This window comes from Acinetobacter schindleri CIP 107287 (assembly GCF_000368625.1).
GTDB lineage: Bacteria > Pseudomonadota > Gammaproteobacteria > Pseudomonadales > Moraxellaceae > Acinetobacter > Acinetobacter schindleri.
Genome location: NZ_KB849575.1, coordinates 719,847 through 737,392 on the forward strand (window position 1 = coordinate 719,847; position 17,546 = coordinate 737,392).

The 17,546-nt window shown below is 43.3% G+C and carries 13 protein-coding genes and 1 pseudogene; 10 read left to right on the top strand and 4 right to left on the bottom strand.

Annotated elements, in window-relative coordinates; translation table 11 throughout:
- Nucleotides 1–70: 70 nt before the first annotated feature.
- The 5 genes and pseudogenes from hrpA (at nucleotide 71) to F955_RS06650 (ending at nucleotide 9,780) form a co-directional block, all read left to right on the top strand.
- Nucleotides 71–3,892, top strand: coding sequence for an ATP-dependent RNA helicase HrpA (gene hrpA / locus F955_RS06630; protein WP_034429645.1), 3,822 nt, complete (start codon nucleotides 71–73; stop codon nucleotides 3,890–3,892).
- A gap of 30 nt (nucleotides 3,893–3,922) precedes the next feature.
- Complete coding sequence (locus F955_RS06635) at nucleotides 3,923–5,035, top strand: beta-ketoacyl-ACP synthase III (protein WP_004892730.1); 1,113 nt, start codon at nucleotides 3,923–3,925, stop codon at nucleotides 5,033–5,035.
- Between the two features lie 13 nt (nucleotides 5,036–5,048).
- Nucleotides 5,049–5,816, top strand: a pseudogene (locus tag F955_RS06640) (lysophospholipid acyltransferase family protein).
- Between the two features lie 149 nt (nucleotides 5,817–5,965).
- Nucleotides 5,966–8,011: a hypothetical protein gene (locus F955_RS06645; protein ID WP_004892740.1), complete on the top strand. Its 2,046-nt coding sequence runs from the start codon at nucleotides 5,966–5,968 to the stop codon at nucleotides 8,009–8,011.
- A gap of 53 nt (nucleotides 8,012–8,064) precedes the next feature.
- Entirely contained in the window at nucleotides 8,065–9,780 is a 1,716-nt protein-coding gene (locus tag F955_RS06650) for an AAA family ATPase (RefSeq protein ID WP_004892743.1), read from the top strand.
- Between the two features lie 357 nt (nucleotides 9,781–10,137).
- Here F955_RS06650 and F955_RS06655 read toward each other — a convergent pair whose 3' ends face one another.
- Entirely contained in the window at nucleotides 10,138–10,590 is a 453-nt protein-coding gene (locus F955_RS06655; RefSeq protein WP_004645490.1) for a DUF441 domain-containing protein, read from the bottom strand.
- A gap of 140 nt (nucleotides 10,591–10,730) precedes the next feature.
- Here F955_RS06655 and F955_RS06660 point away from each other — a divergent pair, with 140 nt between their 5' ends.
- Nucleotides 10,731–11,438, top strand: coding sequence for a pseudouridine synthase (locus F955_RS06660; protein ID WP_004892746.1), 708 nt, complete (start codon nucleotides 10,731–10,733; stop codon nucleotides 11,436–11,438).
- 10 nt (nucleotides 11,439–11,448) lie between these two features.
- Here the strand turns inward: F955_RS06660 and F955_RS06665 are convergent, their stop codons facing one another.
- The 3 genes from F955_RS06665 to F955_RS06675 all read right to left on the bottom strand — a co-directional run bounded on the left by F955_RS06665 (nucleotide 11,449) and on the right by F955_RS06675 (nucleotide 13,347).
- Nucleotides 11,449–11,892, bottom strand: coding sequence for a GNAT family N-acetyltransferase (locus tag F955_RS06665; protein WP_004815539.1), 444 nt, complete (start codon nucleotides 11,890–11,892; stop codon nucleotides 11,449–11,451).
- 93 nt (nucleotides 11,893–11,985) lie between these two features.
- Nucleotides 11,986–12,330 (bottom strand): type II toxin-antitoxin system RelB/DinJ family antitoxin, encoded by a 345-nt coding sequence (locus tag F955_RS06670; RefSeq protein ID WP_004892749.1) that lies wholly within the window; start codon nucleotides 12,328–12,330, stop codon nucleotides 11,986–11,988.
- Nucleotides 12,331–12,444: 114 nt separating this feature from the next.
- Nucleotides 12,445–13,347 (bottom strand): pseudouridine synthase, encoded by a 903-nt coding sequence (locus tag F955_RS06675; RefSeq protein WP_004892752.1) that lies wholly within the window; start codon nucleotides 13,345–13,347, stop codon nucleotides 12,445–12,447.
- 127 nt (nucleotides 13,348–13,474) lie between these two features.
- On the opposite strand from F955_RS06675, the gene tsaE reads away from it, so the two are divergent.
- The 4 genes from tsaE (at nucleotide 13,475) to hfq (ending at nucleotide 17,500) form a co-directional block, all read left to right on the top strand.
- Complete coding sequence (gene tsaE / locus F955_RS06680; protein ID WP_017401664.1) at nucleotides 13,475–13,954, top strand: tRNA (adenosine(37)-N6)-threonylcarbamoyltransferase complex ATPase subunit type 1 TsaE; 480 nt, start codon at nucleotides 13,475–13,477, stop codon at nucleotides 13,952–13,954.
- Nucleotides 13,944–15,935, top strand: coding sequence for a DNA mismatch repair endonuclease MutL (mutL, locus tag F955_RS06685; RefSeq protein WP_004892758.1), 1,992 nt, complete (start codon nucleotides 13,944–13,946; stop codon nucleotides 15,933–15,935). The genes tsaE and mutL overlap by 11 nt, the downstream gene beginning before the upstream one ends.
- Before the next feature lie 6 nt (nucleotides 15,936–15,941).
- Nucleotides 15,942–16,886, top strand: coding sequence for a tRNA (adenosine(37)-N6)-dimethylallyltransferase MiaA (gene miaA / locus F955_RS06690; RefSeq protein ID WP_004892760.1), 945 nt, complete (start codon nucleotides 15,942–15,944; stop codon nucleotides 16,884–16,886).
- A gap of 92 nt (nucleotides 16,887–16,978) precedes the next feature.
- The gene (gene hfq / locus F955_RS06695; protein ID WP_004892762.1) at nucleotides 16,979–17,500 is read left to right on the top strand and encodes an RNA chaperone Hfq; all 522 of its coding nucleotides are present in this window, start codon (nucleotides 16,979–16,981) and stop codon (nucleotides 17,498–17,500) included.
- Nucleotides 17,501–17,546 lie beyond the last annotated feature (46 nt).

A 17,546-nucleotide genomic window follows, 5' to 3' on the forward strand; every position in this document is an offset into this window, starting at 1 on the left:
ATAGTATGTTTTAGAATAGTAGTAGGGCGCTGACTTGGCTGCGAAAGGTTTAAATGTCGAAAACTGGGTGATGGCACGTGACCTCCACCGTTTAAATCGTTTACGTAAGGGTAAGGATGCCAATGAAAAACAATACCAAGAATTATTCGAAAAATCGCATTTAAAAGTTCTAGAGCGTGTTGAACGTATTCCGAATATCAAGCTGAATCAGGAACTTCCGGTCACCCAATATGCCGATAAACTGATTGAAGCGATTCAAGAACACCAAGTTATTATTGTTGCTGGTGAAACGGGTTCCGGTAAAACTACGCAGTTACCCCAAATTGCCATGCTGGCCGGACGTGGTCTGACCGGCCTGATTGGTCATACCCAGCCACGTCGTCTGGCTGCACGTAGTGTATCGCAACGTATTGCAGAAGAAGTTGGGGAAAAGCTCGGCGAGTCAATTTCCTTTAAGGTCCGTTTTAATGAGCAGGGTTCACAGGATTCTCTGGTTCGTTTGATGACGGACGGTATCTTGCTGGCTGAACTGGCCAATGACCGCTTCCTGACCAAATATGACACCATCATTATCGATGAAGCACATGAGCGTTCATTGAACATCGACTTTATCATGGGTTATCTAAAGCAGTTACTGCCACGTCGTAAAGATCTGAAGGTTATCATTACCTCAGCAACACTGGATGTAAACCGCTTTAGTAACTACTTTAATGGTGCACCAATCTTTGAAGTCGAAGGTCGTAGCTATCCGGTTGAACTGCGTTATCGTCCAATTTCGGAAATGACGATTGGCGGTAGTGATGACGACGAATTTGATGATTTTGAAGAAAACCTGCCCCGTGCAGTCGTAGCCGCCGTAGAAGAATGTTTCCAGGATGCGCAAGAGAAAGGTCATCCGGAACATGCCGATATCCTGATTTTTGCCAGTACTGAACAGGAAATTCGTGAGCTTCAGGAGACTCTGATCAAGCATGGTCCACGACATACTGAAGTTTTACCGTTGTATGCGCGACTGGCTTTAGCTGAACAGCAAAAAATCTTTAACCCATCTGGTGGTGGTCGACGCATTATTATCGCGACCAACGTGGCGGAAACTGCACTGACAGTGCCGAACATCCGTTATGTAATTGATAGCGGTTTTGCCCGTATCTCGCGTTATAACTATCGCTCACGTGTACAGCGCCTGCCAATTGAAGCGATTTCCCAGGCCGCAGCGAATCAGCGTAAAGGTCGTTGTGGTCGTATTGCGCCGGGTGTGTGTATTCGCCTGTATTCAGAAGAAGACTTTTTAAGTCGTCCTGAGTTTACTGAGCCGGAAATCAAGCGAACTAACCTGGCATCAGTCATCTTGCAAATGCAAAGTCTGAAACTGGGTTCACTGGAAGAATTCGACTTTATTGAGCCACCAGATCACCGTTTAGTGAATGATGGTCGTAAGCTCTTAATTGAGCTTGGGGCAATGTCCGAGAAGAAAAATGAGCTGACCAAAATTGGTTATCAAATGGCAAAAATGCCGATTGATCCACGTCTGGCACGGATGATTCTCGGTGGAGCGCATTTCGGCGTTTTGAATGAAGTATTGGTGATTGTTGCTGCGCTGGCTGTCCAAGACCCACGTGAACGTCCAGCTGACAAGCAGATGCAGGCTGATCAAAAACACGCGCTGTTCCGTGAAGCAGATTCAGATTTCCTGTTTTATATCAAATTGTGGGAAACCCTGCACGCCAATCGTGAAAATATGAGCGAGAACAAGCGCCGTACTTTTGCGCGGAATCATTTCCTCAGTTGGCTACGCTTACGTGAATGGAAGAAAACCCATGAACAGTTGGTTGACCTTGCTAAGGGATTGAACCTCTCCTTTAATGAAAAGAAAGCCAGCTATGAAAATCTGCACCGTGCCTTATTAACCGGTCTGTTGTCTTTCATTGCCAACAAGACTGATGAACGTAATGTGTTTATGGCGGTGCGTCAGCAGAAGGCGCGTGTATTTCCGGCTTCGACTTTGCATAAGACCAATACCCCCTGGGTGATGGCCTTTGAAATGGTGGAAACCTCACAGGTGTATTTACGGACGCTTGCCAAAATTGAGCCGGAATGGATTCTGCTCGCTGCACGTGATCTGGTAAAACACCATTACTTTGAACCACACTGGTCTAAAAAAGCCGGTGTGGTGAATGCCTATGACCAGATTTCACTGTTTGGTCTGATCATTGAACCCAAACGTCAGATCAATTATGAGAAAGTGGATCAGGAAGCTGCACATGAAATCTTCCTGCGTGATGCACTGACCACAGGTCATCTGGGAATTACGCCACCATTCTTGAAGCATAATTTACTCAAGCTTGAAGAAGTGGAGCGGGTTGAAGACAAGCTGCGCCGTCGTGATCTGGTAGTGGATGAAGAAACCATTTATCAGTTCTATGCTTCCAAAGTGCCGCCAGAAGTAGCAAGTCGCCGTAGTTTCGAAGACTGGCGTGCTACGGTAGAACCTCAAGATCCGCGATATCTGTTTATTGATGATGATGCATTATGGTTGAATGACCGTCCGACCACGCAGCAGTTCCCGGACTATTTGCGTAATGGTGAGTTACGTCTGGCAGCCAGTTATCGTTTTGACCCAAGCCATGATGAAGATGGCGCGACCGTTCGTATTCCGCTACAAGCCTTGCCCCAGGTAGATGAAAATCTCTGGTCTTGGGGGATTCCAGGCTGGCGTCAGGACCTGATCGAAGCTTTATTAAAAGCTTTACCAAAAGATAAACGACGTAATCTGGTACCAATTCCGGATACTGCACGTAAGTTAATGGCACGTATTGATGCGACTGATTTGCAGAAGCATATCTTTAGCTTTCTGGCATTCCAGTTGCGTGGTGAACAGATTACCGAAAAAGACTTTTCGCTGGAACGCGTTGAGCAGTATCTGTTGCCTTTAATTAAGGTGATTGATGAGAAAGGCCGTGTGATTGAGCAGGGCCGCGATCTGGAAGAGTTGAAAGCTCGTTGCCGTACTGAAACACATAGTCCAGTCAAACAACTGAAAGGTGAATATAAAACTTTCCCGGAAAGCTTCGTATTTGAAGCATCGCAAAAAGTGACAGGTGTGGTGGTGAAACAATACCAGGCTCTTGTACCCACTAAAGACTTTGCTGCCCTAGAGCAAAAAGATGAATCTGGTGTGGTGATTCAGACCTTTAATGATCAGGCTGAAGCGATTCGTCAACATCGTGCCGGGGTAATCCGTCTGGTACATATGGAGCTCGGTGATCTGATTCGCCAACTGAAAAAACAGATTTCTAAACCACTGGCATTGGCATATTCACCATTAGGTGATAAAGCTAAACTGGAACAAATGTTAGTTTATGCCACACTCCAGACGGCAATAAAAGAGCTTCCTGTCAATGCGAAAGAGTTCCAAAAGTTGTTAGAAGATGTAAAAAAATCTTTCCTGACTTATGGTCAAGCTGCTTTACGGGATATCACCGATATTTATACCCAGTGGCAGGAAATACGCCGGAAATTGTTGGTTTTAGACGGTTCTGTGTTTGGCAAGAACATTGATGATATTGAGGATCAGCTAGATTTGATGAATCTTTCTGACTTTGTTTATTCCGTATCGGCGGATGTCTGGATTGAATTTCCACGCTATCTCAAGGCACTGATTTTGCGTCTTGACCGTTTGCCAAATAATTTACAAAGGGATGATTCTGCCATTGATCAAATTGACCCTTGGATGGAAAAATTGTTCCAGTTTAAAAATGACGCTCGCCTGAAAGAACTGTATTTCATGGTTGAGGAATTGCGGATCTCTTTATTTTCACAACCGATGAAAACTAAAGCACCAGTTTCTCCGAATCGCCTACAAAAAGTATGGGATCGTCTTGGAATCAGTTAACATATAGGTAATTTCTAAAAGGAGTTTTACATGGGCATCCGCATTACAGGTACTGGTCTGTTCCATCCAACAGATTTCATTACCAATGAAGAGTTAGTTGAAAGTTTAAATGCTTATGTGGAACAGTATAACCTCGAGAATGCTGACAAAATCGCTGCGGGCGAAATTGAAGAATTGCGTGGTTCGAGTGCAGAATTTATTGAAAAAGCTTCTGGCATCAAACGCCGTTATGTCGCTGAGAAAACCGGTATTCTGGATCCAAAACGTCTTCGTCCTTTACTGCATGAACGTTCAAATGATGAGTTGTCTATTCAGGCAGAGTGGGGCGTGGCTGCAGCGAAACAGGCGATGGAAAATGCAGGTGTAACTGCAGAAGACATCGATGTTGTGATTCTGTCATGTTCGAATATTCAGCGTGCTTATCCAGCACTTGCAATTGAAATCCAGACCGCTCTGGGTATTCAAGGCTATGCATATGACATGAATGTGGCATGTTCTGCAGCGACTTTCGGGATTAAGCAGGCCGCTGATGCGATCAAGTCTGGCGCGCGTCGCGTATTAATGGTAAATGTTGAAATCACCTCTGGTCATACCGATTTCCGTTCACGTGACTGTCACTTCATCTTTGGTGATGTCGCTACTGCTTCAATCATTGAAGAGACTGAAACTAAAACTGGTTTCGAAATTGAAGATATTGAACTGTTCACCCAGTTCTCGAACAACATCCGCAATAACTTTGGTTACCTGAACCTAAGCGAAGTGGATGCTGATATCGACAATAACCGTTTCCGTCAGGACGGTCGTAAGGTGTTCAAGGAAGTTTGTCCGCTGGTTGCGAAGATGATCACCAAGCAGCTGGAAAAGAACCAGATTGAACCGACCAATGTAAAACGTTTCTGGTTGCACCAGGCGAACGTGAACATGAATGAGCTGATTCTGAAACTGATCGTAGGTAAAGAACACGCGAAGTCAGAACTGGTACCATTGATTTTGGACGAGTTTGCAAATACATCTTCAGCAGGTGTCATCATTGCATTGCACCGTACGGCAAATGAAGTGAATGACGGCGAATATGGTGTGTTATGTTCATTCGGTGCGGGCTACTCTGTAGGCTCAATCCTGGTGAAAAAGCACGTCGCTTAAGCTGGAAGACATCTTGCAGGTTCAGCATGATGCAGCCTGGATCAAACGCTTCAGCGGGTTGTCCAAACTGTATTTTACGCCGACTTTTTTCGGTGCTGAGCACATTGATGCTTCGCGACCAGCAATGTATGTCGGTAATCATTCGATCTATGGGGTGTTTGATTCACCCATGATCATTGATTACCTGTACAACGAGCATAAAGTGGCTGTGGTCAGTATTGCGGACCACAGCCACTTTTATATTCCGCTCTGGCGGGAAATCTTCAGGAAGTTTGGTGCGATTGATGGTGTGCAGGAATATGTACGCGAAGTTATGCGCCAAGGTTATTCGATTCTGGTCTTCCCGGGTGGAGGGCGAGAAGTGCTGAAACGTCAAGGCGAGCAGTACCAGCTGATCTGAAAACAGCGTTATGGCTTCTTAAGGCTGGCGCAAGAATTTGACTACGATATCATACCGTTTGCTGCTCTGGGCGGTGATGAAATTTTCGAAATTGGCTTTGATGCCCGTCAGGTCGTGGAAAATAAATATTTCCAGAAATTACTCAAAGTTTCTGCACTTAATAAACTCTTGCGTAAAGGGGATGTCATTCCTTCCTTGCCGAAAAGTCTTTTTCCAAAACGGTTACCTTTCTATTTTCAGTTCCAGCCAGCTTTATCTGTCTCTCATATCCAAAGCCAAGAAGATATGACACTATTCCGTGATCAGATTCAGCAACAGATCTATCAGGCAATTGAAGAATTAAAAAATATCCGGGCATCCGAGCTATCACCTAAATCCTGAAAAATAAAAATGAACTGGGTTTAAATGCGAGCTGTTTATCTGATTTATTTTATTTTGTGAATTATTTTTCTATATGAGCTATTTTACTGGTCTGTGTCAGATGACTTGAATATGCTTAAATGAGTTTATAGTCCATTTTAGGTGCGTGTATGGAACAGGAGAGTTTAGTACCGCAGTATCAGCAGCTCGCCAAGCAGTTGCTTCGTATTTCAGATTGCTTGCATGATATTTATCAGGATCAGTGGGACATTGTGGGGAATTTAAATGCCCAGAATATGTTCAAGCTGGATCATGAGCGATATCGGATCGTCTTGGCAAATGGCCTGTTTCATATCCAGCTGCATACGCCTCAGCACATTCAGCAGGGCACAGCGCAATTGCTGGCAGAACCACATTTTAGTGTGCAGCATCACAAGTCAGACACTCTGGAAGAGTTCTTTTTACAGGATATCCATTTCCTGACTGGTGATTTTAAACCCCAGCATTCCCTATTCTTGCGTGATAAAGCGCAACAGTTACGTAAGCTGCTGATCCAGCAGGTCTATCAATGGGTCAATGGGCCTGCACGTGTGCTGAAATTCGTGCAGCAACTTTCCGTTGTGCAGGCAGAAATCATTGATCATCTGATGAGAAGAGCGGGTCTGTATACCACGCCAGTAATGAGTGACTATGTCTTATATGGAAAAGAGCCATCTCAAAACATCTTGCAGCAAATGCAAAAGATTTTTTCCTTAGAATATTTAGCGCCCGCTGACTTTCTTTCGATTCAGGGACTTATGCACAGTCTGGATGACTTCTGTTTTAGCACAGCACAATTTTTGCATCCGGCAATCTACCGTATTATGAGTTTGTCCTTTGAGGAGCGTTTTAATCTGCATGAGCTGAATGATCATGTAAACGATATTGAACTCCTGTTCAGGCACGCCTTGGAGCATAGCAATATGCTGGGTTTCGTGCGTTTGATGAACCGTGATACCTGGGGACGGGAGGATCTGCTAAGCAAGAAGCATTTTCTGGAAAATAATTATCAGTTATGGCAGAAAAAAGTCGCGAAACTGCCATTGTTTGACTGTAATCGGGCGATCAACTGGCTGTTCAAGCAGTCCGCTGAAGTGTTGGACTGGATTAGCACGAATATTCAGCACAGTAGTGTACGCGTTACAGTCACGGCGATCAGTTTCCTGAATACTCATCAGGTACATCCACAGGTGCTGCTGGCGACCTTGCAATATTTTCAATATACTTCAGCGCGGTTATTTATTCATAGTGTGCATCAGTATGCCATACAGTATAAATGGTTCACGCATCCGGATAACAAATCCGTAGTATTAAAAGGAACACGTCAGGCGATTAATGACCACCGTATTGCTATCAGTCCGTCAATTCTGTATCTGGACGAGTGGATTGGCCTGATGCGCGAAGTAGTCAAGATGGATGATTGCACCACCAAGAAGGTATATATGGGTTTAAGCCGGGTCATGCAGGCCTATATGCAGCATTTACATAAAGCAACTTCTCATCTGCCTGAAGCGGTACAGCAATATATCCGGCCAGCTACTCAACAAAATCGCGATTTTTATACCGAGTTGCAGCGTTATCGGATTCAGTTGACTGAGTTTCGACAGCTGTTTTATCTGCAAGATGCCAATGTGCGCGAATCAATTTTTGACAGTTATGTACGTGACTATCTGGCAGAATATTTGGCTATATATAAAAATATTCCAAAAAGTCTGACCTGGAAGGGTTTGTTTATTCAGGCCATTGCCTGGCATGACCAGATTCAGAAGCAGGAAATTATTGCCCGACTGAAAAAGGACTTTGCACTTAAGGACTGGAAAACTCTGACGAATGAAGCAAATTTCTATTATTTTGACTGGAAATTTGAAGAGCTAAAAAATATAGACCAGATTATTGAGGAAGCTCGGATTTTTCAGAACTGTCTGGCCGCCAGTTATGCACAGCGGATCATAGAAGGGGAATACGTTGCTTTTCATGTCAGTCATGCAGAATTATCTACGCCACTGCTCTTGGGTTGTCATATACACGATCAGGAAATTATTTTCGATCAGTTGGAATATCCCCACAACCAAAAAGCAGATCCGCAATATATCGATATGGCAATTCATTTCATCAGCTGGTTTAACAGACGACTGCATACGTCGTGTATAGATTCTGATTTGGACCTGAATACTTAACTTTTGCCGGAAAAGTCGTTAGGCTATAGCCGTTCTTTCACGGTATAGGTCATATGAAACAGGAAACTGCACTTAAGTTACTCAAAGCGGGCGAAAATGTATTTTTAACAGGCTCGGCTGGTGCAGGGAAAACCTATACCCTGAATCAATATATCAATTATTTGAAAGCACGTAAGGTATCTGTTGCGATTACAGCATCTACAGGTATCGCGGCAACGCACATGAATGGCATGACCATTCATACCTGGGCCGGTATCGGGATTAAGGACTTCTTGTCAGAAGAAGACCTGAAGCGTATGAAAGAGCGCAAATATCTGAAAGAACATCTGGAAAATGCTCAGGTACTGATTATTGATGAGATTTCTATGCTGCATGCCAAGCAGCTAAATCTGGTTAATCAGGTATTAAAGTATTTCAAAGAATCTGATGAAGCTTTTGGTGGTATTCAGGTGATTGTTGCTGGTGATTTCTTTCAGTTGCCTCCAGTGGGCAGAAATGATGAACGCAACCGGGATAAATTCTGCTTTATGTCAGATGCCTGGGTTGAAGCCAAATTTCGCGTTTGTTATCTGACCGAGCAGCACCGTCAGGGCAATGACTATCTAAATGATATTCTGAATGCAATCCGTGCGCAGGCGATTGGTACAGAACATCGAAATGCCTTGCAAGGAACACGTCATCAGGAGATTGGCGACACTTATACGCGTCTGTATACGCATAATATGGATGTGGACAGTATCAACTTCCGGCATTTAAATGAAATTGATAATGAGCCGCGCCAGTTTGATGCCCAGTGCGACGGCAATGACAAGTTGATCGAAACGCTGAAATCTTCAGTGCGTGCACCAGAAACCTTAACGCTGAAAAAGCATGCTAAAGTCATGTTTGTCAAAAACAACTTTGATCTGGGCTATATCAATGGCAGTTTGGGTGAAGTTATTGGTTTTGAAGAAGATGATGAATTTGGGGTATTGCCTAAAGTCAAACTCACAGATGGGACGACGTTGCTGGTTGAGCCAGAAACCTGGTCAGTAGACAATGAAGCCGGTAAGACCATTGCCAGTTTCCAGCAAATTCCCTTACGTCTAGCATGGGCGATTACGATTCATAAATCACAAGGTATGACCTTGGAAGCTGCCGAAATTGACCTGAGCCATACTTTTGAAAAAGGTCAGGGCTATGTGGCACTTTCGCGTTTAAAAACTTTAGATGGTCTACGTCTAAAAGGTTTTAATGAGCAGGCATTGGAGCTGGATAGTCTGGCAATTAAGGCAGACCGCCGTTTTCAGGAGTTGTCGAGTGAAGCCGAAGAACACTTTGAAAATATTGATTTAACCAAACAACATAATGCCTTTATCCGTCATTGCGGTGGTACGCTGAATGAAATTGAAATTCAGCGTAATGAAAAAAAACTGGCGAAAAATGGCGGCAAGCAGAATTATGCTGCCGCAACGCTGGATGAAACGCGTGAACTGTTTGAAGAAGGTTATGATATTGCCGATATCGCCACTGAGCGTGGTTTAACGCCGGCAACGATTATCAACCATTTAGGTCGACTGCATAAAGAGCAAGGTTTAGATATATCTGTCGCTCATCCGGGTGAGGAAGTGGTTGAACAAGTGCGTAAAATCTATAAACGTCTGACCAAGCGCCAGGATACCGATCATTTCAATGATGATGGGTTTATTAAACTGCGTCCGATTGTCGAGTTAACCAGTCCGCGTATGGGCTATGATCAGGTGCGTTTGGCGCTATTGTTTGTTGAATAAGAAAAGCTATTTGATATAAAAACTTCTATGAGCGTGATGGATTTCTAGCTTGTAGGGTAATTGTAGTAATTATTATCATTTGCTTATTCTTAGTTAATAAGTTCAAGATTTGGCAGGTTGTAATTATCTTACTTTTGACAGGCCATGAGAAACATCGTTTCGCAAGATAAAAGCCCTTTATTGATCTGACAGCATATCCTGAGCAAGCTTTAATTACTGCTTTATAGCTTGCGAAAGGCAATCAATGTGCGACTTCGATGCCGCTAGTCATATGATTTGATATCGAAGTATTTTTACAAATCCTGGGAGAATGGATGTTTGAGTTAGGGTTAACTAAATAGAAATTTTATTTCAAACTTATTGCGTACTAATCAATAATGATAAAATTCCAGCCGCAATTAAAGGACCGACAGGAACCCCGCGTAATACTGCTACACCTGCCACTGTGCCTAATAATAGTCCGGCTACCACATCTGGCTGGTTGGACATCAGCTTCACTCCACGTCCTCCCAGCCAGGCGACAAAGACGCCAATGGCGATTGCCAGTAAAGACTTCCAGCTCAGGAAAGATTTGAGAATACTTTCTCCTGAAATTTTGCCACTGGCAATCGGTGTCAGAACACCAATGGTCAGAATAATAATCCCGATATTTAAACCGTGCGCCTGTACATAGGGTAATAAACTGCTGAGAGGCGTGATTTTTAAAACGATTAACACCGCTGCAGCAATGGTGACGGCACTATTATGACTAAAAATACCGCAAGCCAGTAAAACCAAAAGAACAATCAGATTTAGATCAAGTTGCGACATAAGTGGAAGAGATAGAGTGAAAAATAAAGCTATTGTAGAGCTTTTCAACGCATGATACCTAGAAAACAGCGGAAGAAAACAAAATCATGATTGTTTCAGGATAGAATGCACAGGTCTTCACTCGATACAGGTATGAACAGATGCTTCTGGAAAAAATGTTGCAGTCACAAGGTTTTGGCTCGCGTAAGTATTGCCAGCAAATGATCAAGAATGGCGCTGTGAGCATCCAGGGTGAAATCATTGATAATCCAAAACATAAACTTGATTTGGATCAGCTAGAGTTCAATGTGTATGACGAAATCTATCAATATCGGGAAAAAGTCTATATTGCCTTAAACAAGCCACAAGGTTATGAGTGTTCGCATCAGGCAACCCATCATTTTAGTGTCTTTGAGTTGTTTGATGACTTGCTCATGAATCGTGGAATTCAGTGTGTAGGTCGTTTAGACCAGGATACGACAGGCTTGCTGTTACTGACTGATGATGGTCAATTTTTGCAGGCATTAACTCATCCTAAAAAGCATGTTGCCAAGGTTTACCAGATGGATACCGCAGACCCTGTTACGGATGAGCAGATCAAGCAGCTGGAACAAGGTGTTGAGCTACGTAATGAAAAAGGTATTTATGCTGCTACAGATGTCATTCGTCTTGAAGAAAAGCGCTTGCAAATGGCGGTTCATCAAGGTGTTTATCATCAGGTGAAACGTATGCTGGCAGCTGTGGGGAATAAAGTTGAAAAACTGCATCGGGCTCAAATAGGTCAATTAACCTTGAATGATTTGCCAGAAGGAGAGTGGATTTATTTAACTGAAGATCAAGTGATTCAAGCTAAATACCGTGCCGAATAAAGTTTAGGATTTACTTAAGAAAACAATGGAAAGTGACAAATTCATCATCTCGCATAAATCCCATTGATTCATACAGTTTATGCGATTGGTGGTTGTTTTTCTGGGTGTCCAGGCTAATGCGAAGTGCATTTTCATGTCGGGCAAATAAAATAGCGGTATCAATCAGTTGTCGTGCAGCGCCATGACGGCGATACAGTGGAGTGATATACACATCATCCAGCACATAAAACTTTGAACAAGCTACTGAGGAAAATCTTAAATAAAGCAGGATAAATCCGGTAAAAATATCATCCTTGGTGTTGATAAAAATCACCGTCTGTTGGTCTTCAAATCGCTGTTTTAGAAACTGATAAGAAAGTTCCTGATTTGAGGAAGCTCCATAAAACTGGCGATATTCATCAAATAAAACTGAAAGCTGTTGCAGGTCTTCTACCTGAGCACGTCGAACAAGCATTCCTTACTCCATGTCTTATTATTATGTATTCATGGAGCATAACGAAATTTTGGGGAGGAGTAGCGTATGAAATTGTTTGAAAATGCGACAGTGTTAAATTTTGTCACTTTCACCCAGAATGGCATTCAGTTCTTCAAATAAATCAAAATGATCATCATCAGCATGTAGATCCAATGCTTCCTGTTCTGCAGTGTCTGCAATCAATCCGGCAGATGCAGGTTTGGATTCGCTTTGCTTTAGTTTGCGCAGCTTGATTAATTGTTCCAAGTTGATATTCTGATTTTCAATAGAGAAGGGGATAGATTTAGTCAGCACTACCTGCTTAAAAAACAGGCGGACTGCTTGAGCTGGTGTAATTCCCAATTGCTTAAATACGGCAAAGGCTTGTTTCTTTTCTTGAGAATCCAGGCGTATTTGGTAGACTTCAGTTTTTCTCATAATATATTCAAGACTTTAAAATACTTAACTTTTCGCATTCATTTTAATCCATTACATTTGAAATACAATCCTTATACGAATCAATTCTGAAAATAAATCGTAATGACAGCTGCATTACAGTGTCAGCACTTGCTCGGAAGAAAATTGCATCAATTGCTGGGTAATAGGGTCAACAAACTGGATATATTTGGCCAATAACTGTAAGGGCGCAGAAAAATCATTATCTGCTTTATGTGCAACGCTAGGATAAAACGGATCATTCAGAATCGGTATACCTAAAAAGTTTAAGTGCACACGTAATTGGTGCTGCTTGCCGGTATACGGTTTCAGTTCGTATTTGGCTAAATGATCTTTCTGTTCTAATAAGGTGATTTCGGTTTCACTATTAGGCTCACCTTCTAAAACCTGCATAGTATAGAAAGGCTGACCTTTATCCACGCGTAAACGCACAATTTGCGGAAAGCGAAGTCCTTCACGATAACCTGCAATCGCATGATAGGTTTTCTGTACTTGGCGTGTAGCAAACAACTGCTGATAAAGTCCACGAGAAGCTACATTTTTAGAGATAAGCACTACGCCAGCCGTTTCCCGATCCAGTCGGTGAATCGGAGTGAGATGTTCGATTCCGGTCTGTTTCTTTAGACGAACCAGCAGGGTTTCCTGTACATATTGTCCGGTCGGGCTCATGGTCAGAAAATGTGGTTTATCAATCACCATAAAATGTTCATTTTCGAACAGGATTTGGTGTTCGAAAGGAACATGCACTTCGTGTACCAGAAAGCGATAATAAAAACAGTGGCTATTCGCCTGAAAGAGGCTATTTAGATTTAAGCTATTTCCCTGTGCATCATAAACCAGACCCTCCTGAAAACGGGATTGCCATTCACTGGTCTCGATATGTGGAAACTGTGTACATAAATATTCATACACTGTTGCAGCAGTGGATGGTTGCAAGAAAACTTTGCTGGCACTGACGCCGTTGATCATCGGTGGGATAAATTCAGCAGAAGTATTCATATGGGGAAGTGGATCTCATTCAGGAAACAAATGCTATGAAAAAATACAGTTTCTCATGCGGCGGAATAGGCTTTTAAACTGCGGCGATGCTATCATATTTGTTCCTTTGAATCATGTCGTGAGTCATATGCCTTATTCATTTACTGTCACCTTAAATCATGAAGAAGATACCCAACAGCTGGCTAAGGTATTGGCCGCGAATTTTAGTACGGGAGTGATCTATCTGATCGGTGATCTGGGAGCAGGCAAGACGACATTGACGCGCTATTATTTACAACAGCTCGGTCATCAGGGCTCGGTCAAAAGTCCAACTTATACACTGGTAGAGCCTTATAATATTCAAGGAAAGGATATTTTCCACTTTGACCTGTACCGTTTAAATGATCCCTATGAACTGGAACTAATGGGCATTCGGGATTATCTTGAAACCCCAAAGGCATTATTCTTGTTTGAATGGCCCTCTAAAGGTGGCAGTGAAATACCTGAAGCAGATCTGATCATTGAAATTCTTAAATCCGAAGATGAGTTGACTCGGACTGCAGCGTTGACTTCATCAAACTCAGTATTACAGCAGGCTTTGGAGCAGCAATTTCCACATGTCGAATGATTTAAGCGTACGCCGTATTCGTTCACTTGATCCTGCACTGGCGAACCAGATTGCAGCGGGTGAAGTGATTGAACGACCTGCATCTGTAGTGAAAGAACTGCTTGAAAACTCGATTGATGCTGGTGCGACTGAACTGGTGATTCGTGTAGAACAGGGCGGTAGTACACTGATCGAAATTATTGACAATGGTCGAGGAATTCACCCGGAAGATTTAGCGCTGGCGGTCATGCGTCATGCCACCAGTAAAATTCAGACAGCAGAGGAATTGCATGCCATCACCAGTCTGGGTTTCCGTGGTGAGGCGCTGGCTTCGATTGCAGCCGTATCGCGTCTAACCTTGACCAGTAGCCAAAGCGAAGATGGCATTGGTTATCAGGTTGAAGTGAATGGTACTGCTTTTGACCATCAGGAAATTCAGGCAGTTGCTACTTCACGTGGTACCCATATCCGGGTGCAGGATCTGTTCTTTAATGTACCGGCACGTCGTAAATTTCTGAAAAAACCGGGCACTGAATTTGGTCATATTGAAGAGATTGTACGCCGTCTGGCACTGACCCATTTCGATATCCGTTTTGTGCTGGAACATAATGAAAGTATCAAGCTGAATCTGCCTGTGGCAGACAGTGGAGCATTACGTTTCCAGCGTGTGCAGCAGTTATTGGGGCGCCAATTTACTGAAAATGCTTACTGGATGGATGCAGACAGTATCAACATGCGTTTGTCTGGCTGGCTCGGTCATCCTTCGGATGCGCGTGCGCAAGCCGATATGCAATATGTCTATGTAAATGGTCGTATCGTAAGAGACAAGACCATTTCTCATGCATTGCGTATGGCGTATGACGGCATTCTGCATGGACACCAGCATGCAGCTTATTTGCTGTTTCTGGAAGTGGATCCGGAAAATATTGATGTCAATGTACATCCAACCAAACATGAAATCCGTTTCCTAAATCAGCGTGAAGTACATGAGTTTGTACGTCATTATGCCAAAGAAACGCTAGCACAGTTCCAGACCGCAACAGCTAATCTGGCTGATGCAATGAAAACTGAGGAGCCTGTACCACTTACGCCTCAGCCGCGTTATCAGGAACAATTTAGCCTGCATCAGGCTGCATCGCAGTCCCCTCCTGAACCTTATGCAGTTCAGCAGCATCTACATCCTCATAATACACATAAATATATAGAAGCTGAAGCTTCAGATGTGCTGACTGACTTTGAATCATCGCGTCCAAAAACTGTGCATTATCTGCAGGATTATACCAAGCCTTATAGTGGTTCACAGCAGCTTAACAATGCCTTACAAAGCTATTTGGCACCACTTAGAGCAAACTCTGAAACTGAGCAGCTGAGCCCTGAGCAGTCTTTTCACACACATGTGCAGGCCAAAGTAGATGAGCATCCTTTAGGCATTGCGATTGCACAGCTGCATGGGATTTATATCCTTGCACAAAACACAGAAGGTCTGATTATTGTAGATATGCATGCAGCACATGAACGTATCGTCTTGCAGCAAATGAAGTCTGCCTGGGATAAACCGGAGTTCTGGACATCGCAGCAGCTTTTAATTCCTAAGGTGGTGTCTATCAGTCGTATGCAGGCCATGCGTGTAGAAGAGTTGAAGGAACAGCTGGCCCGATTTGGTCTGGAGATTGACCAGTATGGTGATGAACAGGTGATCGTGCGCGGAGTTCCTGCGATCCTGCACAAGGCAGATTTTGATGCCTTGATTCCTGAATTACTGGATGATCTGGACCCAACGGATCAGGCGCAAGGCCTGTTGCAAAAGCGTGACCAGATCTTGGCGGGCATGGCCTGTCATGGTGCGGTACGTGCAAACCGTATTTTAAGCCTGTCTGAAATGAATGCCTTATTGCGTCAGATGGAACAAACTGAATTTGCCAGCCAGTGTAATCATGGACGTCCAACATGGCGTGCTTTCCCACTGGCTCAACTAGATAAACTTTTTGCTCGAGGAGAGTAGTGGTACATGTCAAATCAATTGCCGGTCATCAACTTAATGGGACCAACTGCAAGTGGTAAAACCGCTTTGGCATGTGAACTCTATGAGCAAGGAAATTTTGAGCTGATTTCCGTCGATTCTGCACTGGTTTACCGGGAAATGGACATTGGTACAGCCAAGCCAACCAAAGCAGAATTAGAGCAATATCCGCATCATCTGATTGATATTATTAGTCCTTTAGAAGTCTATTCAGCAGCCAATTTTGTCGAAGATGCCTGTCGCCTGATTGATGATATGCATGCACGTGGCAAAACCCCAATTTTGGTTGGTGGAACAATGCTTTATTTCAAAGCATTATTAGAAGGATTATCTGATAATCTACCCAGTGCAGATTATAAGGTACGTGCGGAAATTGAAGCAAAAGCCGAACGGGAAGGGTGGGAAGCAGTTTATGCGGAATTATGTACGGTAGACCCAATTGCAGGGCAAAAATTTAAAGTAAGTGACAAACAGCGTATTATTCGTGCCTTAGAGGTTTATAAGCTGACTGGCCGAGCTATAACAAAACTACAAGCAGAACAACCAAAAAATCAACCATATCGTTACAGTTTTCATAATTACGCGCTGATCCCAGACCGAGTAGAATTACACAAGCATATCGAAAAACGATTAGAAATTATGTGGAAAATCGGTTTTTTAAATGAAGTGGAAAGCTTGATGAAAAAATACGATTTTGATGAAAATCTTCCATCCATGCGTTCCGTTGGTTACCGTCAGGCGATCGAATTTATAAAAAACAGTGATCGAAGTGTTGAAAAACAGCGAGAAATGGAAGACAAAGCATTGTTTGCAACACGACAACTGGCTAAACGTCAATACACATGGTTAAGATCTTTGCAAGATAAGCATAAATTTACTACATATTTTACCGCACAGCAGGCTCAAGAAGACTTGCGAAACTGTTACGGATAAAGCAAAATTTACAGACTATCTTTTTTATAATTTTTAATTGAAAAATAAAGATAGTTTTTTGCGCTGATTTTAAAATTTTTTGGAGTTATAACATGTCTAAAGGTCAAACTTTACAAGATCCGTTCTTGAATTCCCTACGTAAAGAACGTATTCCTGTTTCTATCTTCCTGGTTAACGGTATCAAACTACAAGGTCATATCGAATCATTTGACCAATACGTTGTATTATTAAAAAATACTGTAAGCCAAATGGTTTACAAACATGCAATTTCTACCGTAGTTCCTGCACGTAACCCACGTCCTGCTGGTGCTCCTGCTGGTCCTCAAGGTGCTGGCTTCGGCGGTCAAGGCGGCTTCGGTGGCGGCCAACCTGGTGGCTTTGGCGGTCAAGGTGGCTTCGGTGGCGGTCAACCTGGCGGCTTCGGCGGTCAAGGTGGCTTCGGTGGCGGTCAACCTGGCGGCTTCGGTGGTCAAGGTGGCTTCGGTGGCGGTCAACCTGGCGGCTTTGGTGGTCAAGGCGGCTTCGGTGGTCAAGGCGGCTTTGGTGGTCAAGGTGCTGGCTTTAGTGACGATGCAAAATTCGAAGATTCTCAAGATGACGAAAACAACCGTTAATCTGATTTAAGAATCTAAAAAACCTCTCAGAAATGAGAGGTTTTTT